Origin of the sequence: Myxococcus xanthus, assembly GCF_006402735.1 — a bacterium.
GTDB lineage: Bacteria > Myxococcota > Myxococcia > Myxococcales > Myxococcaceae > Myxococcus > Myxococcus xanthus_A.
The window spans coordinates 3,415,785-3,442,222 of record NZ_CP017174.1 but is presented as its reverse complement, the minus strand read 5'-3'; the positions used below and the strand labels follow the sequence as shown (position 1 = coordinate 3,442,222).

The 26,438-nt window shown below is 69.1% G+C and carries 26 protein-coding genes; 10 read left to right on the top strand and 16 right to left on the bottom strand.

The annotated features are described in order from the left end of the window. Positions 1-86: 86 nt before the first annotated feature. On the bottom strand, positions 87-464 hold the full coding sequence (locus BHS09_RS14555; RefSeq protein WP_140790601.1) for a response regulator: 378 nt from the start codon (positions 462-464) through the stop codon (positions 87-89). Positions 465-647: 183 nt separating this feature from the next. Between BHS09_RS14555 and BHS09_RS14550 the strand changes: the two genes are divergently transcribed. After that, entirely contained in the window at positions 648-1,673 is a 1,026-nt protein-coding gene (locus tag BHS09_RS14550; RefSeq protein ID WP_140798178.1) for a sensor histidine kinase, read from the top strand. 76 nt (positions 1,674-1,749) lie between these two features. Then, the gene (gene tatA, locus BHS09_RS14545) at positions 1,750-1,995 is read left to right on the top strand and encodes a twin-arginine translocase TatA/TatE family subunit (protein WP_140790597.1); all 246 of its coding nucleotides are present in this window, start codon (positions 1,750-1,752) and stop codon (positions 1,993-1,995) included. Between the two features lie 128 nt (positions 1,996-2,123). On the opposite strand, the gene BHS09_RS14540 is transcribed toward tatA, so the two are convergent. The 6 genes from BHS09_RS14540 to BHS09_RS14515 form a co-directional block, all read right to left on the bottom strand. Then, complete coding sequence (locus BHS09_RS14540; RefSeq protein ID WP_140790595.1) at positions 2,124-3,986, bottom strand: AMP-dependent synthetase/ligase; 1,863 nt, start codon at positions 3,984-3,986, stop codon at positions 2,124-2,126. Next, on the bottom strand, positions 3,983-4,723 hold the full coding sequence (locus BHS09_RS14535; protein WP_418764000.1) for a tetratricopeptide repeat protein: 741 nt from the start codon (positions 4,721-4,723) through the stop codon (positions 3,983-3,985). The genes BHS09_RS14540 and BHS09_RS14535 overlap by 4 nt, the downstream gene beginning before the upstream one ends. 154 nt (positions 4,724-4,877) lie before the next feature. Beyond that, positions 4,878-5,624 (bottom strand): sigma-70 family RNA polymerase sigma factor, encoded by a 747-nt coding sequence (locus BHS09_RS14530; RefSeq protein ID WP_140790591.1) that lies wholly within the window; start codon positions 5,622-5,624, stop codon positions 4,878-4,880. A 200-nt stretch (positions 5,625-5,824) separates the two neighbouring features. Beyond that, positions 5,825-7,243: an FAD-binding oxidoreductase gene (locus BHS09_RS14525; RefSeq protein WP_140798176.1), complete on the bottom strand. Its 1,419-nt coding sequence runs from the start codon at positions 7,241-7,243 to the stop codon at positions 5,825-5,827. After that, positions 7,240-7,797 (bottom strand): GTP cyclohydrolase I, encoded by a 558-nt coding sequence (gene folE, locus BHS09_RS14520; RefSeq protein WP_237080363.1) that lies wholly within the window; start codon positions 7,795-7,797, stop codon positions 7,240-7,242. The genes BHS09_RS14525 and folE overlap by 4 nt, the downstream gene beginning before the upstream one ends. A gap of 102 nt (positions 7,798-7,899) precedes the next feature. Continuing rightward, positions 7,900-8,241 carry a Rieske (2Fe-2S) protein gene (locus tag BHS09_RS14515; RefSeq protein WP_140790584.1) on the bottom strand — a complete coding sequence of 114 codons (342 nt, stop codon included), beginning with the start codon at positions 8,239-8,241 and terminating at the stop codon, positions 7,900-7,902. A gap of 124 nt (positions 8,242-8,365) precedes the next feature. On the opposite strand from BHS09_RS14515, the gene BHS09_RS14510 reads away from it, so the two are divergent. The 6 genes from BHS09_RS14510 (at position 8,366) to BHS09_RS14485 (ending at position 13,679) form a co-directional block, all read left to right on the top strand. Then, a complete protein-coding gene (locus BHS09_RS14510; protein ID WP_140790582.1) occupies positions 8,366-8,791 on the top strand; it encodes a hypothetical protein in 426 nt (141 codons plus the stop codon). Between the two features lie 77 nt (positions 8,792-8,868). Continuing rightward, complete coding sequence (locus BHS09_RS14505; protein ID WP_140790580.1) at positions 8,869-10,227, top strand: zinc-regulated TonB-dependent outer membrane receptor; 1,359 nt, start codon at positions 8,869-8,871, stop codon at positions 10,225-10,227. An 18-nt stretch (positions 10,228-10,245) separates the two neighbouring features. After that, complete coding sequence (locus tag BHS09_RS14500; protein ID WP_140790578.1) at positions 10,246-11,175, top strand: metal ABC transporter substrate-binding protein; 930 nt, start codon at positions 10,246-10,248, stop codon at positions 11,173-11,175. Positions 11,176-11,178: 3 nt separating this feature from the next. Next, positions 11,179-12,027, top strand: coding sequence for a hypothetical protein (locus BHS09_RS14495; protein WP_140798174.1), 849 nt, complete (start codon positions 11,179-11,181; stop codon positions 12,025-12,027). After that, positions 12,014-12,826, top strand: a complete 813-nt coding sequence (locus BHS09_RS14490) for a metal ABC transporter ATP-binding protein (protein WP_140790574.1) — start codon at positions 12,014-12,016, stop codon at positions 12,824-12,826. The genes BHS09_RS14495 and BHS09_RS14490 overlap by 14 nt, the downstream gene beginning before the upstream one ends. Then, complete coding sequence (locus tag BHS09_RS14485; protein WP_140798173.1) at positions 12,807-13,679, top strand: metal ABC transporter permease; 873 nt, start codon at positions 12,807-12,809, stop codon at positions 13,677-13,679. The genes BHS09_RS14490 and BHS09_RS14485 overlap by 20 nt, the downstream gene beginning before the upstream one ends. 3 nt (positions 13,680-13,682) lie before the next feature. Here the strand turns inward: BHS09_RS14485 and BHS09_RS14480 are convergent, their stop codons facing one another. From BHS09_RS14480 to BHS09_RS14455, 6 genes are all read right to left on the bottom strand, one after another. Next, positions 13,683-14,234 (bottom strand): isochorismatase family protein, encoded by a 552-nt coding sequence (locus tag BHS09_RS14480; protein ID WP_140798172.1) that lies wholly within the window; start codon positions 14,232-14,234, stop codon positions 13,683-13,685. A 196-nt stretch (positions 14,235-14,430) separates the two neighbouring features. Continuing rightward, a complete protein-coding gene (locus BHS09_RS14475) occupies positions 14,431-16,164 on the bottom strand; it encodes a tetratricopeptide repeat protein (protein ID WP_140798171.1) in 1,734 nt (577 codons plus the stop codon). A gap of 10 nt (positions 16,165-16,174) precedes the next feature. Next, complete coding sequence (locus BHS09_RS14470) at positions 16,175-16,777, bottom strand: hypothetical protein (RefSeq protein ID WP_140798170.1); 603 nt, start codon at positions 16,775-16,777, stop codon at positions 16,175-16,177. Positions 16,778-16,792: 15 nt separating this feature from the next. Next, the gene (locus BHS09_RS14465; protein ID WP_140790564.1) at positions 16,793-17,176 is read right to left on the bottom strand and encodes a hypothetical protein; all 384 of its coding nucleotides are present in this window, start codon (positions 17,174-17,176) and stop codon (positions 16,793-16,795) included. Between the two features lie 83 nt (positions 17,177-17,259). After that, positions 17,260-17,757, bottom strand: a complete 498-nt coding sequence (locus BHS09_RS14460) for a hypothetical protein (RefSeq protein WP_140798169.1) — start codon at positions 17,755-17,757, stop codon at positions 17,260-17,262. 274 nt (positions 17,758-18,031) lie between these two features. Continuing rightward, positions 18,032-18,466, bottom strand: a complete 435-nt coding sequence (locus BHS09_RS14455) for a hypothetical protein (protein ID WP_140798168.1) — start codon at positions 18,464-18,466, stop codon at positions 18,032-18,034. 336 nt (positions 18,467-18,802) lie between these two features. Between BHS09_RS14455 and BHS09_RS14450 the strand changes: the two genes are divergently transcribed. After that, positions 18,803-20,275: a hypothetical protein gene (locus BHS09_RS14450; RefSeq protein WP_140798167.1), complete on the top strand. Its 1,473-nt coding sequence runs from the start codon at positions 18,803-18,805 to the stop codon at positions 20,273-20,275. A 57-nt stretch (positions 20,276-20,332) separates the two neighbouring features. Further along, on the top strand, positions 20,333-21,487 hold the full coding sequence (locus BHS09_RS14445; protein WP_140798166.1) for a lytic polysaccharide monooxygenase: 1,155 nt from the start codon (positions 20,333-20,335) through the stop codon (positions 21,485-21,487). Positions 21,488-21,617: 130 nt separating this feature from the next. Here BHS09_RS14445 and BHS09_RS14440 read toward each other — a convergent pair whose 3' ends face one another. The 3 genes from BHS09_RS14440 to BHS09_RS14430 all read right to left on the bottom strand — a co-directional run bounded on the left by BHS09_RS14440 (position 21,618) and on the right by BHS09_RS14430 (position 26,407). After that, positions 21,618-22,907: a hypothetical protein gene (locus tag BHS09_RS14440; RefSeq protein ID WP_237080362.1), complete on the bottom strand. Its 1,290-nt coding sequence runs from the start codon at positions 22,905-22,907 to the stop codon at positions 21,618-21,620. A gap of 586 nt (positions 22,908-23,493) precedes the next feature. Further along, positions 23,494-24,777, bottom strand: coding sequence for a hypothetical protein (locus BHS09_RS14435; RefSeq protein ID WP_237080361.1), 1,284 nt, complete (start codon positions 24,775-24,777; stop codon positions 23,494-23,496). Between the two features lie 349 nt (positions 24,778-25,126). Next, complete coding sequence (locus tag BHS09_RS14430; RefSeq protein ID WP_140798163.1) at positions 25,127-26,407, bottom strand: hypothetical protein; 1,281 nt, start codon at positions 26,405-26,407, stop codon at positions 25,127-25,129. Positions 26,408-26,438 lie beyond the last annotated feature (31 nt).

Genomic DNA, 26,438 nt, shown 5'->3' with positions numbered 1-26,438 from the left:
TGGCCTGATCGTTGATTTGAAAATCAAAGACAGGGGGGACCGTAATGGCGCCCCCCTGGCAGGTCAAGACACGGATGCGGCATCTGTCACGCGATGGTGGACGCGGCGGTGGGGTTCAGCGAGCGGCGAACCATGTCCAACAAATCGTTGAGTTCGAACGGCTTGGCCAGATGCCCCACCGCGCCAATGTCGGCGGCCTTGCTGCCCACATTGCGGTCCGCGCTCAGGACGATGAGGGGGATGCGCGCCACCTCGGGCGGCTTCTGCCGCATCCGCTGGGCGAACTCCCAACCGTCCATCACCGGCATCATCAGGTCCAACAGGATGAGGTTGGGCGGTTCGGGTTCGAGCCGGTCCAACGCCTCCTTCCCGTTCCGCGCCCGGCGGATTTCGAAGCCTTCGGCTTCCAGAATCTCTGAAAGGGCCTCCAGGATGTCCGGGTCGTCATCGACGACCAGGACCACCGGGGCCCTCGCATGCTGTGCATTGTGCAAGGTCAGAGCAGTCTCCCGAGGTGCGACGCTGGGATTCTTCAACCATCCTCCCACACGGCCGCGCAAGAAAATGCGCCCACGCCGCCAGACATGGGCCCACGTTGCAAAACCGACAGTCACTGCCCACCCTTTCCGTGACCTGATGGACTGGGGGTGTGGAACGTGGCGAGCGAGGGGGAGCTGAAAGCAGGCGACATGGCGGCACCAGGGCTTCTGCTCCTGCCTCTCGGAGGCAGCCCGCGCCCGCTCGGGCGCTCGCTGCTGGAGCAGCTGGGCCTGGAGGCGCTCCCCAGCCACGTGGGCTCCCTGCCGGAGCTCATGGCGGTGGCGGGCTTCCAGCGGCGCGCTGGTAGCGGCAGCCTCTGGGAGCGGGACGGCCAGGTGCTGATGGCGGGCGAGGAGACGCTGGAGGACGGCGCGCTGCTGCTGTGGACGTCGCCCCTGGCGTGGGACGAGGCCGGGGTGCGCCGGCGCGTGCGCTACCTGTCCATGGCGTCGCATGACCTGCGCGGCTCGCTGGCCAACGTGCGCTCGTACGCGGCCCTGCTGCTCAACGGCCGCGTGCCCCTGGAGGCCAAGGTGCAGCGCGGCCTGGAGACCATCCTCCGCAACGCGGACCGCTCGCTGGCCTTCTCCCAGGACTTCTTCGACGCCAGCCGGGCGGACCTGGGCTCCCTGCCCTGTGAGCCGGAGCGCCAGTCCCTGCTGCCCCTGCTGGACGCGGCGGTGGAGCGGCAGCGCGCCGCGGCCTCAGCGGCCCAGGTGGCGCTCGTGTTGGACCTGAATCCGGCGGAGGCGGTGCCCGAGGTCATCGTGGACGGTGCCCGCATCCAGCACGCCGTGGAGTCTTTCATTCAGTACCAGTTGGCCCGCGCCCAACCGGGTGAGGTCATCCGACTGGGCATCCGCGACTTCGCTCCCCGGGTGCGCGTGGAGGTCCGCCGGGACGGGGCGCCGCTGACGGATGAGGACGCCGCCGCCGTCTTCCAGCGCGAGGAGCGCGCCTTCCGGGAGAAGCGGCTGGAGGACCCCTTGCGCGTCTACCTGGCCCGGCAGGAGGTGGAGGCCCACGGGGGCAGCGTGGGCGTCGAGTCGGACCGAGGGGGCAGCACCCTCTTCCTCACCCTGACCCAGGCCCCCATCGCCGCGCTCGGTTCTCCAGCAACCATGCAGGCTTGAATCGCCCGCCGGTCTTGCTGGCAGTCGGCGGCGCCCATCGGTATGCTCCCTGGCGTCTTCGCGAAGGAGCCGAGTGATGGGTTTGAAGGGAATGGAAATCCTGCTGATCATGGGGGTGCTGCTGCTCCTGTTCGGAGCGTCGCGCCTGCCACAGCTGGGCTCTTCACTGGGAAGTGCGATCCGCAACTTCAAGCGCGGCTTTGGCGGTGAGGGCGAGGAAGCGGCGGCCCCTGGGGACAAGAAGGGCTCCGGGACGCTCTCCAGCAGCACCGGCGTGCAGAACGACGTCACCAAGAGCCAGACGCCCAGCGGCCACGTCTGATCCGCCGCCGGGTGGCCGTGCCTCCCGGCAGGACGTGAGCAGTGCCCTGAAACGCGCAACGCCCGAGCCGCCCCCTGGAACAAGGGGTGGGCCGGGCGTTCGCTTTTGCCCTGTGCGTGGCGTGGGCCTCAGTCGACCACGGCGGTGCCTTCGTACATCCGGTCGAGCTGCGCCTTGTACTTCTGGGTGCAGACCTTCCGCTTCACGCTGAGCTTGGGCGTCAGCTCCTCCGTCTCCTGGCTGAAGTCGTTCTCCAGCACGGTGAAGCGCTTGAGCGTGGCGTAGGGCGGCTGCTGCGCGTTGACCTGATCCACCGCGGCCTTCACCGCCGCATGGACCTCCGGGCGCCGGGCGTTCTCCGCGTAGGTGCCCACCGGGGCACCCTGGTCCTGCAGGAGCTTGCGCGCGCCCTCCTCCGACACGGTGATGAGCACCACCAGGTACGGCCGCTTGTCGCCGTACACCATGGACTGGCTGATGATGGCGTGCGTCTTGAGGGCGTTCTCCAGGTTCTGCGGCGCCACGTTCTTCCCGCCCGCGGTGACGATGAGGTCCTTCTTGCGGTCGGTGATGCGCAGGTAGTTGTCCGCGTCCAGCTCGCCGATGTCACCGGTGTGGAACCAGTTCTCCGCGTCGATGGCCTCCGCCGTGGCCTCGGGGTTCTTGTAGTACCCCTTCATGACGGACGGACCTCGGATGAGGATTTCGCCGTCGGAGGCAATCATCACCTCCATGCCCGGCACGGGCGCGCCCACGCTGCCAATCTTGATCTTGTGCTCGCGATTGACGGTGGTGCCGGCGCACGTCTCCGTCAGGCCGTAGCCCTCCAGCACCTTGAGGCCCAGCAGGTCGAAGAAGTAGCCAATCTTCGGAGACAGGGGCGCGCCGCCGGAGATGAACACGCGCATGTTGCCGCCCAGCTTCTCGCTGATGGCCGCGTGCACCTTGGAGAACACCAGCTTCTTCGCCAACGCGAAGCCCAGGGTGGCGTACTCGCGCCCCTGGCTGCGTGCCTCGACGTACTCGTCGAACAGCTTGAAGGCCCAGCGGAAGAGCCGGCCCTTGAGGCCCGGGGCCGCCGAGCCGTTGGCCACCACGTTGTTGTAGACCTTCTCGAAGACGCGCGGCACCGACGGCAGCACCGAGGGACGCGTCTCCACCAGGTTGGCCAGCAGCTTGTCCACCGACTCCGCGACGACGAGCCGGTAACCCATGCTCAGCCAGGCGGCCTTCACCACCTGCGCGAAGACGTGCGCCAGCGGCAGGAACAGCATCACCGAGTCAGAGGGCACCATCATCCCCACCGACTGGGCGGCCTTCGCCTCGAAGGCCCAGTTGCGGTGCGTGAGGATGACGCCCTTGGGGTCACCCGTGGTGCCCGACGTGTAGATGATGGAGGCGGTGTCCTCCATGGACACGCCCGCCACCCGCGCCTCGAAGTCGTCCGGACGGGCGGCGTGCTCGGTGCGGCCCTGGGCGACGACGTCGGCGAGTGACAGCTCGGCGCCACCGGCGACGGGGCCCTCGAAGGCGACGATGTGGCGGAGCGTCGGACACTCCGCCAGCTTCTGGCGCAGGCGCGTGAGCCGGCCCGCCTGCCGGGCGTCCTTCTCGTCGTTGTCCACGAAGACGAGCGTCGTCTCGGAGTGGTTGAGGATGTACCGGCACTCATCCGGCGTGTTGGACGCGTAGATGGGGACGGTGATGGCCTGCGCGGCGCTGATGGCCACGTCGCAGATGAGCCACTGCAGACTGGTGTTCGCGAAAATCGCCACCCGGTCCCCGGGCTTCACCCCCTGGGCAACCAGGCCCGCGGAGAGCGCTTTCACCTCGTCCAGGAACTGGGCGAAGGTGACGTCCTGCCAGCGGCCGTCCTTCTTGTGGCATGCGCCCACCGTCGACGCGTTCTTCGCGCGCTGAATGAGCAGTTGGACCAGCGTCGCATCCCCCCCCGCGGTAGCGGGAGCCGCTACCTGATTCTCTGCCCTCATCTGAGCTCCTTCTCGATATCGGCTTCGACCTTCTTGGACCACTCCTGCACGCGCCGCCCTTCCGCGGGGTCGTACGCGATGCTGCCTTGCTTCACCTTTTGAATGGCCTCGCGAGCCTTCGCGGCCTTGCCGTCCTTGAGGAGCGTCTCCGCCAGGAAGTAGTAGGCGCGCAGCATCTGCGGGTCCTTCGCGATGGACTTTTCGTAGAGGCTGGCGGACTTCGCCAGGTCGCGCTTGGGCCAGGGCAGCTCGTAGTAGTAGCGGCCCTTGGCCAGCAGCGGCGCGCCCCGGTCGTAGCCCGCGTCGATCAGGATGGCCTTGTCGAGCCGCTCGTTGAACTTGCCCTCGAGCCCCTCGCCCAGCGCCTTCATGATGCCCACGGCCTGGGAGTAGGCGCCGATGCCGGTGGCCGCGTAGTAGTGGCCCTCCACCCGGGCGGGGTTGAGCTTCATCGCCTTCTCACCCCAGTCCCACGTCTGGCGGCCCAGCACCTTCTTGAGCTTCTCGTTGGCCGCCCCGTCCGCCTGCCACTGGAGGATGCGCGCCTTGCGCCAGACCAGCTCGTAGTCCTCCGGCGCGGCGTCCAGCGCCGTCTTCAAGGCCCCCTCGTAGGCCTTCTCCCCACCGGACTCGCCGCGCTTCGCGTACAGCGCGTCAAGCTCGGACAGCAGGGAGGCCTCAGCCCCCCAGGCAGGCAGGCTCAGGAGGAGGCTCAAAGCAAATGAAATCAGGCGCATAAGCGCCGGGCTTAGCACGCACTTTTGCCCGCTAGCAAACCATCGCGGGTAAATCATCCGCCAAACGACAAGAGGCGGGAGCGGCCCGGAATGACCCGGTCCGTCCCGCCCCGATGACGCACCTTCCCAGGTGGGAAGCGCCCTGGATGGCCGCTCACGCCGCGTCGGCGGCCTGCTCGCCCAGATGCTCCTCGTTCTCGTTGAACGCCTGCAGGTAGCGCTCCAGGAAGTTCTTCGTCTTCAGCTCCACCTGACGCACGCGCTCGCGCGACACGCCCCACCGCTGGCCCAACTCCTCCAGCGTCAGCGGCTTGTCCTGCGTCAGCCGCTCCGTGAGGATGTCCCAGCCCAGGTCACCAATGCGCTTGCGCACCTTGGCGAGCGCCTCCTGAATCTCCGTGTCCTGCTCGTGCGACAGGAACACCTGCTGAGGCGAAGGGCTGTTGTCCTCCAGCCGGTCGAGGAAGGTCGTCTCGCCGTCCTCGTCGATGGTGGCGTCCAGCGAGAAGTCCACCATGCTGCCGCGCTCGGCCTCACCACCGCGTACCTGGCTGCGGTTGTCCTTCAGGTACCGGGTGATGTAGGCGCGAATCCACCACACCGCATAGGTGGCGAAGCGCACGTTCTTCTTTGGATCGAAGTGCTCGATCGCCTTCATGAGACCGACGTTGCCCTCCTGGATGAGGTCATCCAGTCGCGCGCCGCGATTGGCGAACTTCTTCGCCACGGCGACAACGAAGGCCAGATTGGAGCTGGCAAGCGTCTGCCGCGCGGACTCGTCACCCTTGCGGGCGCGGCGCGCAAGCTCGTACTCCTGCTCACGCGTCAGCTGCTGGTGCCCGCCCAGGTTCCGAAGGTAGTGCGACAGGCCTTCCGCTGCGTACTTCGTCGAATTGGCCATGATTTCCCGTCCTCCGTTCGATGCCGGACGCGCTCTCCCCCGCCGCCTCGCGTCCACCTGGAACTAAGACGCGCAACGAGCGAAAGGGTTTCTCATTCCAGGTCCGATTAGGCATTTCGCGCGACATTCCCAGCCCTTCCCACGCTTTGGACGGTAAGCCGCTCGACGCCGGGACAAAAACGAGCCGCGTCGGCCACGAATCAAGAACGCATGAGCGCGGGGAAGATTTTCGAGGGGTTGAGCAACCCTGATGGATCGAAGAAGGCCTTGAGCCTGCGCTGCAGGTCGATGAGCGCGGGGGACTGCTCCAGCGAAAGATATTCCCGCTTCGCGTACCCCACACCGTGCTCGCCTGTGATCGTTCCGCCCAGTTCCACGGTCATCACCAGCATGCGCCGCAGGGCCTCCTCCACCAGCGGCCGTTGGTGGGCGCCCTCGTAGAGGATGTTGGCGTGCAGGTTCCCGTCGCCCGCATGGCCATACGTGGCCACGGTGAGTCCCAGCTCCGTGCCCATGGCCTTCAAGCGCTCGATGACCTCCGGAATCTTCGAGCGGGGCACGACGATGTCCTCGGAAATCTTGTGAGGCTTGAGGGCCCGGAGGGCTGGGGAAATCACCCTGCGCGCGGCCCAGAGCTTCTCGCGCTGGGAAGCATCCTGGGCCACGAGCGTCTCGGTGGCCCCCTGACCGGCACAGATGTCACCCAACTGAGACAGTTCAGCGAGCAAGCCCTCTCGCCCGTTGCCGTCCACCTCCACGATGACAGCGGAACCCGCGCCCGGCGGGAACTGGAAGCCGCGGCCGTTCACCGCCCGCAGGGCCACGTCATCGATGAGTTCCAGGCAACGTGGGAGGATGCCCGCGGCCAGCACGGCGGACACCGCGCGCGCGGCGTGCAGCACGGACGGAAACACCACCAGGGCCGTCAGCACCTCGCGCGGCAGCGGGATGAGCTGGACGGTGATTTCGGTGGCGACCCCCAGCGTGCCCTCCGAGCCGACGAAGAGGCCCACCAGGTCATAACCCGCCACGCCCTTGATGGTGCGCCGGCCCACCCTCACCACATCGCCGTCCGGGAGCACCCACTCCAGTCCGATGACGTAGTCGCGCGTGACACCGTATTTGAGTGCCCGAGGCCCGCCGGCGTTCTCCGCCACGTTGCCGCCCAACGTGCACAGCTCCCAGGAGTTCGGGTCCGGTGGATAGAAGAGCCCTACCGCTTCCACGGCCTTCATCAGGTCGCCGGTGATGACGCCGGGCTGCACCACCGCGGTGAGGTCCTCGGGGGAGATGGAGAGGATGCTGTTCATCCGCTCCAGGCTCACCGCCACCCCACCATGCAAGGGCAGCGAGCCGCCGCTCTTGCCGCTGCGCGCGCCACAGGGGGTGAAGGGCACGCCGTGCACCGCGCACGCCTTGAAGACCTGCGACACCTGCCGCGTGTCCGCGGGGAAGACGACGAGGTCGGGCGCATGGACGCCACTGTCGGACTCGTCACGGGCGTAGGCGGCCAGCGCGGCGTCATCCACGCGCAGCTGCTCCGGAGCCATGATGGCGGCCAGCGCCTCGCGCACGCGGGCCACGCGCTTGGGCCCCACTCGCGGCAGGGGCGCGCTCATCGCCGGGCCCCCAGCCGGGCCCACAGCTCACGGCGCAGGGGACCGTCGCGCCGCAGGGTGCCTTCATAGGCTTCCGCGTGGGTGACGGCGTCGCGTTGCTTGTCCCCGCGCAGGCGCAGGCACGCCTGTTCCGCTTCGATGATGCACGCGGTGGCGGGGCTGCCGAGCACCTGGGCCAGGGAACGCGCCACTTCCCGCGCCATGTCTTCCTGGAGGATGAGCCGGTGCGCGAAGCAGTCCACCAGCGATGACAGCCGGCCAAAGCCCACCACCCGCTTGCCCGGCACGTAGGCCACATGGGCCCGCCCGGTGAGTGGCAGCAGGTGGTGCGGACACATGGAGTGGAAGCGCAGGTCCGTCACCACCACCAGCTCGCCGGAGGAGCCCGGCGGCGCGGGGAACGTCTCCCCCAGCGCCTGCTCCGGGGTGCGGCTGTAGCCGTCGAGGAACTCGGCCGTCCAGGCCTCGACCACGCGCGCGGGGGTGTCCGCCAGGTGGACGTCCTGGAGGTTCAGGCCGGCGGCGCGCAGGAAGTCCGCCACGGCACGCGCCATGGCCGAGGTATCGGGGACACCAGCAGGGGCGGAAGCGGCGGGGGCTTTGCGGCGGGCTCGGGACGAAGTCACAGTGGAATCGCTCCTGGAAGGGGCCGGCACTCAGGGGGCGTGGACCCTACCTGATGCGGACACGAGGATGTGCTGTCCCTGCACACGCACCGCATAGGTGCGGACATGCACCCCGGGATGCCGAGGGCACTGCCCCGTCCGGACGTCGAACGGCCAGGTGTGCAACGGACAGTGCACCACGTATCCCACCAGGTCGCCCTCCGACAGGGGGCCGGCCCGGTGGGGGCATGCGTCCGCCACCGCATGGAGCTCCCCATTCACACGGAAGAGGGCCACCGCGACACCGTCCACCAGCACCACCGCGCGGCCCCGCGCGTCGAGTGCGTCCAGCGTCGCCACTGGAATGAATCCTCCGTCCAGCTGTCCGTTCATCCCGATGTTCCCCAACGCCCGGCCGGGGCCGACACATCCCCACCCGGACGAAACAGAGCGTGATACCGTCCCTTGACACCCGCCGTGCCGCGTCATTAGAGCACCCGGGCAACCGCCCCTTCCGATGAATCAGCGAGCCCACACCTTCGCCCGCTGCACCGCGACGCTGCTCGTCGCGCTGTGGGTGTGTCAGCCGCTGAGCGCGCTGATGCACGCGAGGGACGAGCACGCGCACCGGTTCTGTCCGCAGCATCAGACGTTCGAGGAGACGGCGCTCGGCACGGGCGCGCGGCTGTCCCGGCTCGCCATCGAGCAGAGCCCACAGCTGTCCGCCCTGCCCGAAGCCGTCACGGACTCGGCGGCCCTCACCCATGAGGAATGTCCGCTGGTGACGTCTGGCTCCCGCCCGGAGCTCCTGACGCCCTACCGAACGTCCCTGGTGCTGACGCTGCTCGCCGTGAGCCGTCCGGCCACCGCGCCGCCTCGCGTCCAGGCCCCCCTCTCCATCCTCGATACCGCTCCCAAGGCCTCGCCTCCCGCGCACGCGTGACGTGCGTCGTCCGAGGTCTGGCAAGTCATTGGTGGGCGTGGCCGCTTCGCGGTCGCCCCGTTCGAGGAGCATTCCAGGTGGCAACCCTTTCGCGCCGTGCTCACGGCGCTCTCATGGCCGTTTCACTCACGCCCTTCCTGTTCGCCAGCGGCGCCAGCGCCCAGGACGCCTCCGCGCCTCCGGCGGACGCCCCCGTGCAGGAGTCGCGGGAAGACGCCGCGCCCGCGCTCACACCCGAGGAGTTGGAGGAGATCGAGAAGGCGCTTGGCAGCGATGCCGCGGCCGCGCAGCAGAACGCGCCCACCGGCACCGCGGCGCCGCCGGCTTCCATGCCTGGCGGTGGCTCCGCGCTCTCCATCCCCGGGGTGAACACCCCCAACACGGGCGCGAACTTCCTGGACCTGAGCTTCATCCTGGACGTGGCCGCCGCGGCCTTCACGGACAAGGAGCCCCTGCAGAGCGGCGCGCATGACCCCACGCGCAACGGCTTCAACCTGCAGCAGTTGGAGCTGTCCATCGGCTCGGTGGTGGACCCCTACTTCCGGTTCGACGCCAACATCGTCTTCAGCCAGTTCGGCGTGGAAATCGAAGAGGCCTACGGCACCACGCTGGCGCTGCCCTACAACCTCCAGGTGCGCGCCGGTCAGTTCCTCACGCGCTTCGGCCGCATCAACCCCACGCACCCGCATTCGTGGGACTTCGTGGACCAGCCCTTCGCCGTGGGCCGCATCTTCGGAGGCGAAAGCAACCGCGGACTGGGCGCCGAGGTGTCCTGGCTGGCTCCCCTGCCCTGGTACGTGGAGGTGATTGGCAGCACCACTGACGCCACCGGCGAGGCCACCGCGCGCAGCTTCCTGGGCGCCACCAGCGAACGTGTGCAGTCTCCATTCGACTTGCAGCTCACCGGCGCGGTGAAGCAGTTCTTCCCGTTGTCGGATGACCTGTCCCTCATGTGGGGCCTGTCCACCGCCACCGGTCCCAATCCCACCGGCTACCGCAACCGCACGGACGTGTTCGGCACGGACCTGTACCTGCGCTACCGGCCCATCACCCAGGCCTACAACACCACGCTCATCACGTTCCAGGCGGAGGCCTACTACCGCCGCCGCCAGGTGCCCGGGGACGTGCTGACGGACTTCAACACCTACGCGCAGGCCGCGTGGCGCTTCTCGCCGCGGTGGGCCACCGCGCTGCGCTACGAGCTGGGAACGGCGGCGCGAGGCGAAGACGGAGCGCGCGTCATCGACCCGTTGGACCCGGACTGGACGGAGTCACGCAACCGCGTGTCCGCCAACGTCACCTTCTGGCCCACCGAGTTCTCCCGGCTGCGCCTCCAGGGCGCCAGAGACCATGCCGGGTGGCGGGATGAGGCCGGCTACTCCCTGATGCTCGCGCTCGAGCTGGTGACCGGCGCCCACGGCGCCCACGCGTTCTAACCCCCTTTCGAAGGAGCCATGACCATGCGTCTCTCCCGTCTGTTCGCGGCCGTGTGCGCCGCCTTCACCCTCTTCGTCGCGTCCCCCGCTCGCGCGGACCTCAACGTCGTCACCACCCTGCCGGACCTGGCCGCGTTGACGAAGGCCGTGGGCGGCGACCACGTCAAAGTGCAGGCCCTGGCGCTGTCCAGCCAGGACCCGCACTTCGTGGATGCCAAGCCGAACCTCGCCCTGGCGCTCAACCGCGCGGACCTGCTCATCGCGGTGGGCCTGGACCTGGAGCTCGGCTGGCTGCCTACGCTCCAGGTGGGCGCGCGCAACTCGAAGATCCTCGTGGGCAACCCGGGCTACCTGGTGGCCTCGCAGTTCGTGAAGCTGCTGGAGGTCCCCACGGTGCAGGTAGACCGGGGACAGGGCGACGTCCACCCGGGCGGAAACCCGCACTTCCTCTATGACCCGCGCCAGGCGCTGTCCGTCGCGCGCGGCATCACCGACCGGCTGGCGCAGTTGGATCCGAAGAACGCGCAGGCCTACCGCGACAACCTCGCCACCTTCACCACCGAGTTGGAGAAGTCGCGCGCGGATTGGGAGAAGCGGCTGGCGTCGCTGCGTGGCCAGCCCGTCATCGCCTACCACCGGACCATGGCGTACCTGGCGGACTGGCTGGGCTTCGACACCATCGCCTACCTGGAGCCCAAGCCCGGCATCCCGCCCAACCCGTCGCACGTCGCGAGCGTCCTGGCCCAGGGCCGTCAGCGCAAGGCGCGCATGGTGCTGATGGAGAGCTACTACCCGGACACCACCGCGCGGCTGGTGGCCTCGAAGATTCCCGCGCCGCTCGTCACGCTGCACGGCGGCACGGACTTCAAGGCGAAGGAGACATACCTCCAGCACATCAACGAGATGGTCGAGCGCCTGGAGAAGGGGCTCGCCGGCAAGGGGACTTGAGCCATGCGGACCCGCCTCCTCCTTCCCCTGCTCTTCCTGTCCGGCTGCGCGCTGCAGCCCGGTGAGAGCTTCGCGGTGTTGGAACCCACCGTCCGCGCGGACTACACGCCGGTGGCCGGGCGCGACGTGGGCAACGGCTTCCAGCGGCTCGCCTCCGACTTCGAGATCCGCCTGGACGGCGCCGCGCTGGGCGTGGACCACATCGACCTGGTGGGCGGCGGCGGCGCCCGCGGCCCCACCACCTTCGACCCGGCCAATCCGCCGGCGGGCTACACCAACTGCCACAACGGCCACTGCCACCGCGACGATGGCGCGCTGGTGGACTACGAGGACATCCAGGCGGAGCTGGATGGCGGTGGTGACGGCGCGGAGGCCACGGTGGCCAGCCTGCACGTGGACGCGGACCTGGACCTGCTGGCGGACCAGACGCTGTCGCCCGGCTGCGAGCCGTCCTGCGAGTTGGGCCGCACCCATGTCAGCCGCTACCAGTGGGACGTGTCGTTGGTGCACCTGGAAGGCGCCGTACGCGACAGCCGCGCCACGCCGCGCTTCAACGATGAGCGCCGTTTCCGGCTCGCGTTGGCGGCGGAGGAGGAGGCCACACCGCTGATGGTGCTGCGCGGCACGGTGGACATCCCCGCGGACCGCGAGAACAAGCCACGCGTGAAGCTGGCCCTGCGACTGGCGCTGGCGCCGACGTTGTTCGACTCGCTGGACTGGGCGGCCACCACGCCTGGCCCTGACGGCGTGGTGGACCTGAACGCGCCCGAGAACGCCACCATCCGGACCGCGCTGATGGAAGCACTCGCCACCTTGGAGCCACAAGCGGAGGTCCAGCGTGAAGACCGTTGAGCCCCCTGACGGCGCGCACGCGGTGCCCGCCACCTTCGCGCCGGGTGACGCGTTGCTCACCTGCGAGAAGCTCGTCATCGGTTACGACGGCAAGGCCATCCTGCCGCCCATCGACCTGACCATTCGCCGCGGCCAGTTCGTGGCGGTGGTGGGCCGCAACGGATCCGGCAAGAGCACCTGGTTCCGGACGCTGCTGGGCATGCAGCCGCCGGTGTCGGGCACCATCTCCCGCGCCTCCGCGCAGGTGCGCAGTGCTTATGTGCCGCAAACATCCGCCATCGACTCGCTGCTGCCACTGCGCGCGGGCGAGCTGACAGCGTGGGGACGCCTGCGCGGCTGGAGCTTCCTGTGGCCCTTTGCCCGGAAGGCGGACCGGCAGGCCGTTCAGAGCGCGCTGGAGACGGCCGGCGCAAAGGCCTTCGCGTCGCGGCCCTACCGCGAGCTGTCCGAGGGCCAGAAGCAGCGCACGCTGCTGGCCCGGCTGGTGGCCACCGAGGCGGACCTGGTGCTGCTGGACGAGCCCACCGCCGCCATGGACGCGGTGGCCGAGCACGAGACGATGCAGCGGCTGTGCACCCTGTCGCGTGAGCGGGGCCTGGGCGTGGTGGTGGTGTGCCACGACCTGGAGGTCGCCGCCGAGCACGCGGACGTGCTCGTCTTCGTGGACCGCGAGACGTCCGCCTTCGTCATGGGCGATGCCCGCACCGTCTTCTGTCACCCCGCCTTCCGCCGCCAGTACGGCGACGAGTACTGCCAACGCGCGCCCCTGGGACCTCACCGTGGAAACGACGCTCGCTGAACCATCCAAGTGGGAGCAGTTCCACCTGGCGTTCGATTTGTTCAGGGACCCGCTGCTGTGCGCGCTCATCGCGGGCGGCGTGCTGGGCTTCCTGAGCGTGTACGTGGTGCTGCGGCGCATGGTGTTCGTCAGCGCCGCGGTGGCCCAATCCGCGGGCCTGGGTGTGGCGCTGGCCTTCTACGCGGCCATCCACCTGGGCACGCATGTGGAGCCCGTGCTGGGCGCCACCACCCTGGCGCTGTTGGCCACAATGTTGCTGATGACGGAGCCGGCGAAGCTGCGCCTCACGCGGGAGAGCCTGCTGGGCCTGGCCTATGCGCTGGCGGGCGGCGCGGCGGTGCTCGTGGGAGACCGCATCGCGCAAGAGGCGCACGACATCCAGGGCATCCTCTTCGGCACGGCGGTGCTGGTGACGCCCGAGCAGCTCTACACGGTAGCCATCGCTGGCGGGGCCGTCATGTTCATCCAGCTGTGGTGGTACCGGGGCATCACCTTCGCCAGCTTCGACCGGACGGGAGCGCTGGTGCAGGGGCTGCCGGTGCGCCTGCTGGACGGCGTGCTGATGGTCAGCATCGGCGTCATGGTGGGCGTGTGCGCCCGGGCATTGGGCGCGCTGCCGGTGTTCGCCTTCTCCACGCTGTCCGCCATCGCCGCGCTGATGTTGGAGCTGCGGCTGCCGTGGACCTTCTTCATCGCCACGCTCTTCGGCGCCATCGCGGGCGTGGGCGGCTATCTCTTCGCCTTCTTCTACGACTTCCCCGTGGGCGGCTCGCAGACGGTGTTCGCCGCGGCCATGGTGGCCGTGGCGACCGTCCTCCGGATGCTCGTCCACGCGGTGCAGAAGGCGCGCTGAGCGTCAGCGGACCGCGGCGGAGACCTGCTTGAACTCGGGCGTACCGGCGCGCCCGAGCAGGTCGAACAGCGCGGCCTCCACCGTGGCGACGTGCGCGCCCGCGTCACGGCACAGCTGGAGGCCCACCTGCCGGTCCTCTTGCGCGCGGGACACCACCGCGTCCGTGAGCAGGAACGGGGACAGGCCTCGTTCGGCCAGGTCACGCACCGTCTGGAAGACGCAGATGTGCGTCTCCATGCCCGCAACCAGCACCTGCGTGCGCCCGCCGAGCGCGGCCAGCACGTCTGGCACGGCGGCGCTGAACTCCAGCTTCTCCACCGCCTTGACGTCCTTCAGCACCCGCATCCGCAACAGCGAATGCGTGGGCCCCAGACCCTGGGGGTACTGCTCGGTGAGGAGGATGGGGAGGCCCAGCGCGCGTGCGCCCTCGATGGCGGCGGTGGTGCGACTGAGCATCCGGTCCAGCGCGTCCCGGTCCATGGCGGCGCACAGGCGCTCCTGGATGTCCACGACGAGCAACGCGGCCTGGTCCTGCTTGAGGCGGAAGGTGGGCATGCCCCCTCCTCGCGCGAACGGCGCGGGTCCGTCAAGCAGAGGGAGACGCCAGCGCGGCTGGTGGACGCCAACGCGAGGCGGAGTTCCAGCGGATGACAGTCAACCCGCGACGCGCGGGCAATGAGGTCCGTGGGCCGGGCTCATGCTCGATGGGGACTGCCGACAGGCGGCGGCCCCCATGCCATTCCGGCACCGCTCAGCAGGACACCGTCCCATGCGTGGACAGGGCCGGCGTCCCGGTCTCCCGCGGGGCGAGGAGCTCCGGCGGGCGCACGAGCCGCAGCAGACGCCCTCGGCTGGCGATGAAGGCCCGAGCGCGGCGAAGCTCCGGCTGAGGCGGGTCCGCATCACGCCAGCAGTCGAGGAACGCGGTGAAGTCCTCCACCGCGCTGCTCCAAGCGCCGAGCGCCACCTGCGACTCGGCGGACAGCAGTCGGAGGTGGCCACACCCGGGCCGCTCCGCCACCAGCGTCTTCGCCAACTGCACCGCCTTGTCCTCTCGCTCAGTGCGCAGACGCAGCCGGACCAGGGCCTCGCGCGCGGGTCGGGAGAAGGCCGCGGGCCCCGCGGCCCGAAGCCGCCGCTCCAACCGCCACGCACGCGTCAGCGTGGCCTCGGCGCGGCCCACCTCGCCCCTGCGAGCCTCCAGCGCGCCGCGCAGCTCCTGAGCGGCCACCTCCACCACACGCGCCACATCCCGTGGACACAGGGCCAAGTCCTCCGAGCGACGAGCCTCCGCCAGGAGCGCATGCTGCGCGTCCAGCGAATTGCACACCCGCTCCACCTCGCCCAGGCGCGCGGCCTCCAACAGGCTGAGGCCCCGCGTGTACTGGCGCATCCCGTCCCGCAGCGCCCGCTCCGCCGGGCTTGCCGTATCGGACAGCGCCATGGGCACGTCCGCCGCCGCACGCCAGAAGCCGAAGCGCAGGTGCGCGGACACCATCGTGGCGGCGGCGAACAGCAGCGCCTGGTCGTCGCCTCCAGCACCTTCCACCCGCTGCCGCAGGCGACGGGCCCACGCCTGGGACTCGCCGTACTGGCCCGCTTCGGCGCAGCCCTGGCTGAGCAGCCGCATGGCCGCCTCGGCACTCGGTGCGTCGGAGGTGTGCAGCCCTTCCTCGGCCAGGTACGCATCATCCGCGGCCACCGTCGCCTCCAGCACGCGCTGGGCCTCCGCCACCAGCCCGACCCGCTGAAGCAGGCGCCCCGCGGAGAGCAGCGCGGGACTGGCACGAGGCGCCAGCGTCACCAGGCGGCGGGCGCTGTCCCGAGCAGCCTCGGGCCGGCCGCTGTTCAGCATGGCATGCACCCACGCATGGTGGACGCCCGCGTGGTCCGGGTGTGAGCGCAGCAGCTCGCGCAGCAGGGCCTGCGCATACGGCTGCCCCTGTCCGGGCCGGCCATCTGGCTCGTAGCCGTCCAGGAGGAAGCCCGCGAGCAGCAGCCGCGCGTCGCCGTCCTCGGGATAGCGGTCGATGAGGCACTCCATGTCACGCACGAAGGCGTGGCGCCCATTGGCAGAGCCCTTCTCCGCCAGCAGACTGCCCGCGACGATGTAGCGCTGTTCGCGGTCCGAGGTGCCCTCGCTCAGGGCCAGCGCGCGGCCCATGGCCTCCGCGCGGGCGGTGGCGAAGCGGGCGCCGGAGCCTCGCGTGAGGGCGAGCCCCCACCAGGCCATGGCCAGCGACGAATCCTCCCGCGTGGCCTGCGCGAAGGCGCGGCGGGCCTCACCGCCCCAGCCCAGTTGCAACAGCCGCAGGCCCTGGTCGAACCAGGCCTGGGCCTGGGGCCAGGCGGTGGTGACATCCAGGTGTGCGTTACCCAGGCCCTCGCGCGGGCGCGGCGTGGGGAGCGCGTCATCCGCGACATCCTCCCACGGCGCGCGGGCATGGACGGAAGGTTCATCGGCTCGGAGCAGTCGCGCCAACATGATGTCCTCCTCAGGCCCCGGCGACCGGGGCGGTGCAGACGTTGAATCCTGAATCCAGGAAACGAAGGCGGGAGGCGAAGCGCCGCCACGCCGAGGCCAGTCCATCCGCGGCGACAGGGGGCGCCTTGCGACGCGCCTCGAAACACTCGCGGCGCCAGGACGGCCCCATCTCGGAGGACACCCAGTCCTCGTGCTCGGCCAGCCACCCCGCCAGCGAGGCCAGCCCCGCGCGCAGCGCCCGCCGCTCGTGCCCCGTGGCCGGCAAGCGCGCCGGGCCCAGCTCCTCCGCGCGAAACGGAAGTCGGCCCGGCACACCTTCCAGCAGGATGGGCGCGAAGCCCGCCCGCGGGACAAAGATGGCTTCGCCGCACTCGCACAGCGCGCCGAAGCCCCACAGCGTCAGTCGCCCACCGCCCGGCAGGCCCACCGTGTAGGGACTCTGTCCCTCCACGCCTTCGGGACGCGCGTGACGCACGAGCCCCCGGCGAACGAGGAGGTTCCCCTCCGGGCAGAGGACATCCCGCCCGAGGCACCACATGGAGACGTCGAATAGCCGGTCTCCATCGCGTCGCAGCTCACAGGGAATCACGGTGGACATGGCATTGCCGGACATGGGCGCTGTCCCCTCTCAGCTCGCGGACTTCTTCGCCGTGGCGCCGCGGCGCACGGGGCTGGCGCCAAAGAGCGCGGGTGCATCCACCGGGCTTCCACCCTGCTTGCCCAGCACCGCGTTGACGGCGCGCACCAGCTTTCCGCGCACGCTGGCCGTCAGCGGCAGGTCTCCCAGCGCGGCCTGGAGCTGCTGCGTGCTGATGCCCCGGCCGCTCTTCGGCTTGCCGATGGACAGCGACTCGTAGCCCTTGCCCTGCGTGTCCTTGTCACGGCGACGGGCGCTCCGCTTCTTCAGGAGGGTGCGGCCCTCGGAGCCGTAGGACTCGAGCTGACGCGACAGGCGGAGAAGCTTCTCGGAGGGGATGTTCTTGTCCGTCAGGAACTGCTGGAAGGACCCCATGGTCATCTCTCTTCGGGGAACGAGGGGCCGGCACCGACAGCGCCGGCCCCCGGGTGAATGGGCCAGGGGGCCCGGGGACAGCGTCAGTGGTCGTGGCCGTGGTCGTGCGACTCCTCGATGAGGACGCCGACCGTCGCGATGGACGTGGGGCCGAAGTACAGGCGGTGCGTGCCCACCGAGAGCGGAACAACGTGGCGGCCCTTGATGTCGGTGCAGCCCTCGGATCTGCTGGTGCTCTCCTCGATTTCCACCGCCACACCGTTGGCGGTGGTGATGGAGAGGGGCACGGATGCGTTGGTGTAGATGACGTAGTCAGTGGCCTCGCCCGCGGCGAACAACACGAAGCCCGAATTCCCGTCCGGGCCGCTCATCAGGGTGATGTCGTAGCGACGGTGGTCCGCGTGAATCTCGGAGGGCGGGTTGTTGGTGCCTGGCCAGGCGAAGACGGAAGTGGCAGGCCCATTCTGGAGGTGCTCACACGCCTCGGCGTCGACGCCCTCTTCTTCGGGATGGTCGTCGCCGCAGCCGGCGGAGACGAGCGCGGTGGACAACAGGAACGCGGCAAGGAGCTTCTTCGTCATGGTGCTACTCCACGGGATTGGACTGCGGGTGTGCCACGCCCGCGCGCCAGCAACGAACACCGCCAGGACATGGAGGGGCCGCCACGGGTGCGTGGGAATGGAAGGGACGTGCGAGGGGCACGAAACACGGACGCCGTGAGACAGCTCAGCCAGCATGGACGCAAAGCCGCAATGACTCACAGCCCGCGCGGAGCGGACGGAGTCTGTCTGGCTTTAGCGGACGGGCAGCCTCACACGGCGCGACAGGCCGCGTGAGCGAGCAAACTCCCGGGCCTCACGCGCGCGGCGGAGACGCCTTGGGAGCCAGGTGCAGCCGGGCGACGGGCTCCGCGTGGAAGCGGAACACCGCCAGCGCGGGCTCGGAGCGAGCGGGCGCGACCAGAAGGGACGGCGTGTCCTGCTGCGGAGGCGGAGCCTCCCGCCGGAAGAAGGCGTGGACACAGTGGGCGTCGGAGCCGTGGGAGTCCGCCTCCGTGCTCTTGGAGGCGAGCCGCACGTCGTCGAAGGACACCTCGACGTGACCGGCGCCATGGGCGTCACCAGCCTCCACGTGCATCACCTCACCATGCTCCAGACACGTGGCGTGCTGGACCAGGGCGAAGTGCATCACGCTCCCCATGTACGCCAGCACGCACACGAGCGCGAACGGCAGCGCCAGACGGCGCGACCGGACGGAACTCACGGGCTGGTGATAGGTGGAGCGACTCACGTCAGGACATTCCCGGTCGAACGGCGTCTACGGTTGTAAGCCAGACAGGCCGTTCGCGCAAGTCAGACTGTCTCACGCAACATTCGCCAGGAGACATCACCTTGGCGGAACCACAACAGCAACCCGGAAACATAAGCAACAATGGAAGCCTTTCCAGCGCCGCTGTCCGGGTGCGCCCCGGAGCGGCCAGCCCAGGCCCGGCGGGCAGCCAAAGGCCACCGAGGGTGCGTCCCGCCCCGAAGGGAGGCTCCGGGCCCGTGGACCGGTGGACCCGTCCAGGCGTAGGGTTCGCGCCGCCCGGAAGACACCCGGGCGTACCATCGAGGTCACGACTTCGTGCAAGAGTTCATCGACGTGCTCCGGAGCCAGGCACGCCACATCGCGCCCGACCTGGCGCGAATCGCCTACCAGCGGGGCCTCGCCGTCACGCGACCGGACGGGACCACCCGCCCCATCCCCATCACCGCCACGCCCGTGGTGCTCGACGCCGCGGAGATTCGCCGCCGCTCGGAGCTGTCCGCCCGCCTGTCCTCCGCCACGGTGAAGATGGCGCAGGCACAACTCCAGGGCGCGGACGCGGAGTCCCTGCTGGGCGCCCTCTCCCCTCTCGAGCGCGTGCTCGCCGAGCGCACCTGGCGCCAGTCCACCCGGCTGGCCACCACCCGCGTGGACTACTTCGTCGCGGGCGGCACGCCGTGGGCGTTGGAGGTCAACGCCACCATCCCCGCCATGCAGGGGTACTCCGACATCGCGGCCCGCACCTTCATCGAGGTGGTGGGCCGCTACTTCCGCTATCCGGAGAAGTCCCTGCACGCCCTGCTGTCGCTCAACGGCAGCAACGCATTGGCGCTGTACCGAGCGCTGCTGGACGGCTACGCGACCGAGCGCAACGGCCGGATGCCAGACACGGTGGCCCTGCTGTGCCGCCGCAATGACGCCCAAATCACGGAGCTGCGCTGGCTGTGCGAGCGCTTCCGCGAATTCGGCGCGGACGCGGACCTGGTCCATCCGGACGAGGTGTCCGGTGACGACGCCTTCGTGGCCCACGGCAAGAAGTACGACCTGGTGTACCGGCACCTCTTCGTCCGGCGCCTGGAGGAGTCCCCCTCCCCCTGGGTCGAGGACTTCCTGGGCACCGTGCCCGGCAAGAAGGCGGTGTTCCTCAATCCCCCCGCCTCGCAGGTGGAGGTGAAGCTGACCTTCGCCCGCCTGTCGCAGGCCCTGGCCGAGCCCGCACTGGCCGAAGCCGCGCGGCTCACCGGCGAAGAGCTGGAGGCGGTGCGCGCGTCCGTGCCGTGGACGCGAATGTTCCAGCCCGGCCCCACGCAGGGCCCCGACGGCGAACGCGTGGAGGACCTGGTGGCCCTGGTCGCCGCGACGCCGGCGCGCTTCGTGCTCAAGCGGGCCTGGGACTATGGCGGCCGAGCCGTCTTCCTGGGCCGCTCCGCTGGCACCGTCCCCTACACGGAGCGGGTGCAGGCGGCCTATGGCGCGCCGATGACGTGGGCGGAGCTGTGCGCGCGCACGGCGGCGGACACGGCCGGCGGAGGCTTCGTGGTGCAGGAGGTGGTGGACTCGCCGCCCGAGGAGCACCTGCTCTGCGAGCCCAACGGCACCGTGCTGCCCTCGTCCTTTTTCGTGGACTACTCCGCCTATGCCTCCGTGGGCCTGGCGCGGCAGCCCGCGTGGGGCGGTGTGTGCCGCGGGTCCATGTCGGAAATCGTCAACATCGTCGGCGGTGGCGGCGTGTTGCCGCTCATCACCTCTGAAGTCGCCTCCAAGCTCCTGATGGCGTGGAAGGCCTTCTAGGCCGTTGACCCGATTTCGGGGGCCGCGCCCTCCCTCCTCACACCACAGGAGGAAGGGATGACCTCAGCAGTGCAGCGGTGTCTCGGCGCGTCGCTCGCCGTCGTGTCCATGTTGTGCGCCAGCGTGGCCCTGGCGCACGGCTCCATGGAAGTACCTCTCAGCCGCGTCTACAGCTGCTTCAAGGAAGGGCCGGAGACGCCGAAGTCCGACGCGTGCAAGGCGCTCATCCAGGCCGGCGGCACGCAGGCGCTCTACGACTGGAATGGCGTGCGGCAGGGCAACGCCAACGACAGGCACCGCGACATCATTCCGGACGGGAAGCTGTGCAGCGCCGCGAATGAAAGCCACCGGGGCCTGGACCTCGCGCGCACGGACTGGCCCTCCACGCTCATCACCCCGGACACCCAGGGCCGCTTCGAGTTCGTCTTCCACGCGACCGCCGTGCACGCCACCGGCTACTTCCGCCTCTACGTCACGCGCGAGGGCTACAACCCGGCGCTGCCGCTGAAGTGGTCGGACCTGGAAGCAAATCCCTTCTGCTCCATCACCCACGTCTCCGCCCAGAACAACCGCTACCGGCTCAACTGCCCCTTCCCACAAGGGAAGACGGGCTCGCATGTCATCTACGGCATCTGGCAGCGCTCGGACAGCCCGGAGGCCTTCTACGCCTGCACCGACGTGAAGTTCAGCAACACCCCGCCGCCGCCCTCGTCATGGAAGGAGCTGGGCCAGGTGCAGGCGCGTGAAGACCTCCCCGAGGGGAGTTCGGTGACGCTGCGCGTGTTCGACGCGCAGGGCGCCGACGCCGAATCCCATGTGCATCCCCTGGCCACGGCCTCGCCGGCGGCCCAGTGGATTCATGCGCTGGCGCAGCGGGTGAACGGCGCGTCCAGCCGCGTGCAGGTGGGCGTGCTCGACGCTTCGGGACGCGTGAATCCCGTGCAGGACGCGCTGGGCAACCGCGTCTACGCGCGTGAGACGGGCTACACCTTCCAGGTCGACATCATGAAGCCGCCTCCGGGTGGCGGTGGCGAGCCTGTCTACCCGTCTGGGATTGAGGGCTATGCCGCGGGCACCGTGGTACGGGGCACCGATGGACTGCGCTATCGCTGCAAGCCCTTCCCCTACTCTGGCTGGTGCAAGGGCTCCGCGCTGCACTACGCGCCGGGCACGGGCTTGAACTGGCAGGACGCGTGGGAGCGCATTCCCTGAAGCCCGCCGGATGACGCGACACATCGCCCGTGCGCGGGACCTGGGCCGGCGTGCATGTGCCGGCCCATGCCCTTGAGAAGCGCCGCCTCGCCCGCGGACCGCCGCTGGCGAGGCACTCGCCCTCAATGCATCAGCGCTGGCGCGTGAGCGGCAGGGCGGGCACGTCCTTCACCTCCGCCTGGTGCGTCACCCGCGTGCCCAGGATGAAGTGCGGTTCGAGGGGATCGAACGTCTCCTGGCCCGAATAGACAACGAAGAACTTGCCGCCCCCGTAGGCGACATCCGGCAGGTACTCCTGTGGCTGGTCCCCGGTGGAGATAGGGAAGCCCGAGGGGTCCCACACGTCCCCGTTCTCGCCCCACCGCGCCCCCCAGACGGCGTGCGGACCGTCGCGTCTGTCGTCCCAGACGACCAGGGACTTGTCGTTGTGGTGGGCAAGACGCGGTTCGGCCTGCGCGCCCTCTGCGGTGGAGATGGGGATGCCTTCGGGGTCCTTCACCATGCCCGTCTTGCTCACGCGCGCGCCGAAGATGTCCGGGTTCCCGTTCCGTTCATCGGTCCAGACCACCTGGTAGTTCTTGTGCGTCCACTCCACGTCAGGCGTCGTCTGGGCGCCCTCCGCCTGAGAGATGGGGAAGCCGTCGCCGTCCAGGATGGTGCCGTCCTCCTTCACCCTGTTGCCGTAGATGTCCGCGTTCTCCGGGCCCTCGCCATGCTCGTCGGACCAGACGACCAGGAACTCCTTCGTCTTGTTGTTCCAGGTCGGCGACGCGTCATTCGCGAAGGTGTCAGAGGCGCTGAGCGTCTGGTCGGCCGTATCGAGGACGACGCCCTCCTTCGTCACCCGCGTGAAGTAGATGTTCGAGAAGTCACCGGAGATGGTGTACGTCACCAGGCAGATTTTCGGGGAGCAGGCGACTCGCACCGGGCCGACGGATTCGCCCGTCTGGATGACGTTGAACACCGGGCCCACCACGGTGCCGTCGGGCTTCACGCGCACAGCGTCGACACCATTCAGGCTCTCCCAGACGACGAAGAAGTGCGTCCCGTTGAAACCGATGCCGGGCCGGAATCCTTCGACGTCTCCGATGTTGATGCGGATGTCCTCCTTGTCGAGCACGGTGCCGTTTGGCTTCACCCGGGTGCCGTAGATGCCGCCGGTTCGCACGTCGGTCCAGACAGCGAGGAACTTGCCCCCACCGTACGCAACCGCTGGCCAGTAGCGCGCCAGCGGGGCGGGATTGGCGTAGCCCCGGCGTTCCTCGGGCCCGGTCTCGGCGCTCATTTGCGCCTCTGCCTCCGACTCCGCCGTCCCGTCCTCCACTCCGCCCAGCTCTTCTTGTTCCGGCGCCACCCCACAGCCGACCAGCATGGACCCGAACAACAGCCCGGCAATGCCAGCCTTCACTTCCCGCCTCATGTGCAGCCTCCCCTTCAAGAACAGCGATGCAAAGCTGGGGACCTACACGCGCGTCACCAGCCCCCCGGGGGGGGCAAGTCCGGATAAGGCGGTGGACAGGAGCATCGAGCCGCCGCCCCTGCGCGCGCGACGCCGGACTCCGGGGCGCAGGGCCTTCGAACGAACGACGGAGGCTTGGCACGGACACGCAGGGCCGGTGGGATGTCTGCGTCGTAGTGCAGTTGGAGCGGCCCGGAAGCCTCAACTTGACGGACGAGCGCTCAAGCAGAGTGCGGCACGGGGCGCACGGACGTCTACCAACAGCCCTTCGCCCAGGTCGACGCTGCACTACGCGCCAGGCACGGGCCTGACATCGACCCAATGCTCTTCGGGGAGGCCATCTCCAACTCCGCCCTCCGGAGCGTGTACGACTCCGCGCGGCTGACGTCGCTGGAGAACCGCGAGCTCGGCCTGAACCACTGAGCGCGCCGCCGAGGCCGGCGTGGATGCGCCGGCCCAGGTCGCTGAGGCGAGTCGCCTCGCACGCGGACCAAAATCAGCGGTCTGCGTGGTTGCCGGCCAGCGGAGCGGCCTCTCCTTCAACGACTCAGCGCTGGCGCGTGAGCGTCAGGGCGGGCACGTCCTTCACCTCCGCCTGATGCGTCACCCGCGTGCCCAGGATGAAGTGCGGTTCGAGGGGCTCGAAGGTCTCCTGGCCCGAATAGACAACGAAGAACTTGCCGCCCCCGTAGGCGACATCCGGCAGGTACTCCTGTGGCTGGTCTCCGGTGGAGATAGGGAAGCCCGAGGGGTCCCGCACGTCCCCGTCCTCGCCCCACCGCGCCCCCCAGACGCGGTGCGGTCCGTCGCGCGTGTCGTCCCAGACGACCAGGGACTTGTCGTTGTGGTGGGCAAGACGCGGTTCGGCCTGCGCGCCCTCTGCGGTGGAGATGGGGATGCCTTCGGGGTCCTTCACCATGCCCGTCTTGCTCACGCGCGCGCCGAAGATGTCCGGGTTCCCATTCCGTTCATCGGTCCAGACCACCTGGTAGTTCTTGTGCGTCCACTCCACGTCAGGCGTCGTCTGGGCGCCCTCCGCCTGGGAGATGGGGAAGCCGTCGCCGTCCAGGATGGTGCCGTCCTCCTTCACCCTGTTGCCGTAGATGTCCGCGTTCTCCGGGCCCTCCCCATGCTCGTCGGACCAGACGACCAGGAACTCCTTCGTCTTGTTGTTCCAGGTCGGCGACGCGTCATTCGCGAAGGTGTCGGAGGCGCTGAGCGACTCGTCTCCCGTATCGAGGACGACGCCATCCTTCGTCACCCGCGTGAAGAAGATGTTCGAGAAGTCACCGGAGACGGTGTACGTCACCAGGCAGATTTTCGGGGAGCAGGCGACTCGCGCCGGGCCGACGGTTTCGCCCGACTGCTTGACGTTGAACACCGGGCCCACCACGGTGCCGTCCGGCTTCACGCGCACAGCGTCGATACCATCCACGCTCTCCCAGACGACGAAGAAGTGCGTCCCGTTGAAGGCGATGCCGGGCCGGAATCCTTCGACGTCTCCGATGTTGATGCGGATGCCCTCCTTGTCGAGCACGGTGCCGTCCGGCTTCACCCGGGTGCCGTAAATGCCGCCGATCCGCACGTCGGTCCAGACCGTGAAGTACTTGCCGTCGCCGTACGCGACCGCCGGCCCGAACTTCGCCAGCGCAGCGGGCCTGGCGCGGCTCCGGTGTTCCTCGGGCCCGGTCTCGACGCTCATTAGCGCCTCCGCCTCCGCCGTCGCGTCCTCCACTCCGCCCTGCCATTCCTGTTCCGGCGCCACCCCGCAGCCGGCCAGCATGGACCCGAACAACAGCCCGGCAATGCCGGCCTTCACTTCCCGGTTCATGTACGACCTCCCCTTGAAGAACAGCGGCGCAAAGCTGGGGACCTACACACGCGTCACCAGCCACCCGCGGGGAGCAGCCCGGATAGGGCGGTGGACAGGCGCATCGAGCCGACGCCCCTGCGCCGCATGCGCGACGCCGGACTCCGGGGCTCAGAGCCTTCGAACAAACGACGGCGGCTTGGCACGGATACGCAGGGCCAGTGGCGTGCGTCTCAGTTGTCGTTGGAGAACCGCGAGCTCGGCATGAACCACTGAGCCCGCGCGCAGGGCCCAGGCAGGCGTGCATGCGCCGGCCCTTGCCTCTGGGGAACGCCGCCTCGCACGCGGCGAGGCCCTCTCCCTCAACGGCTCAGCGCCGGCGCGTGAGCGGCACGGCGGGCACGTCCTTCACCTGCGCCTGATGCGTCACGCGCGTACCCACGATGTAGTGCGGAACACCGGGTGAATAGGTCTCCTGGGCGGCGTAGATGGTGAAGAACTTGTCGGCCCCGAAGGCGACGTCCGGCAGGTACTGCTGGGCCAGACCCGCGCTGGAGATGGGGAAACCGGAACCGTCCCACACGTCTCCGTCCTCTCCCCACCGCGCGCCCCAGATGCTGTGCGGGCCGTAGCGAGTGTCATCCCAGACGACCAGGGACTTGCTATTGTGGTGGGCGATGCGCGGGGCGGTCTGCGCGCCCACCTCGGTGGAGATGGGGATGCCGTCCGGGTCCTTCACCGTGCCTGTCTTGCTCACACGCGCACCGTAGATGTCCGGGTTCCCATTCCGGTCATCGGACCAGACCACCTGGTAGCTCTTGCCCGTCCACACCACGTCAGGTGTCGTCTGGGCGCCCTCCGCCGCGGAGATGGGGAAGCCGCTGCCATCAAGGATGGTGCCGTCCTCCTTCACCCTGTTGCCGTAGATATCGGCGTTCTCCGGGCCATCACCCTGCTCGACGGACCAGACGGCCAGGAATTCCTTCTTGCTGTTGTTCCAAGTCGACGACGCGTCATCCGCGAAAGTGTTGGAGGCGCTGAGCGTCCGGTCGGCCGTTGAGAGGATGACTCCGTCCTTGGACACCCGGGTGAAGTAGATGGTCGAGGAGTCGTCACCGGCGACGGTGTACGTCACAAGGCAGATTTTCGGGGAACAGGCGACTCGCGCTGGATCAAAGACTTCGTCCGACTGGACTGCTCGAAACATCGGCCCCACCACGGTACCGTCCGGCTTCACGCGAACACCGTCCACTCCGTTGATGGTGCCCCAAACCACGAAGAAGTGCGTCCCGTTGAAGGCGATGGCCGGTCGTTTCCCAATCTCTTCGCCGAAGTTGATGCGGATGCCCCCCGGGTCGAGCACGGTGCCGTCTGGCTTCACCCGGGTGCCGTAGATGCCGCCGGTCCGCACGTCGGCCCAGACCGCGAAGTACTTGCCGTCGCCGTACGCGACCGCGTGCCCATATCGAGCCACTGCGACTGGCGTGGAGGAGCCGCGGTGTGCGTCGAGCCCGGTCTCGGCGCTCGCTGACGCCCCCGCCGTCACGTCCTCCACGCCGCCCAGTTCTCCTTGTTCCGGCGCCACCCCACAGCCGACCAGCATGGACCCGAACAACAGCCCGGCAATGCCGGCCTTCACTTCCCGCTTCATGTGCAGCCTCCCCCTTCAAGAACAGCGGCGC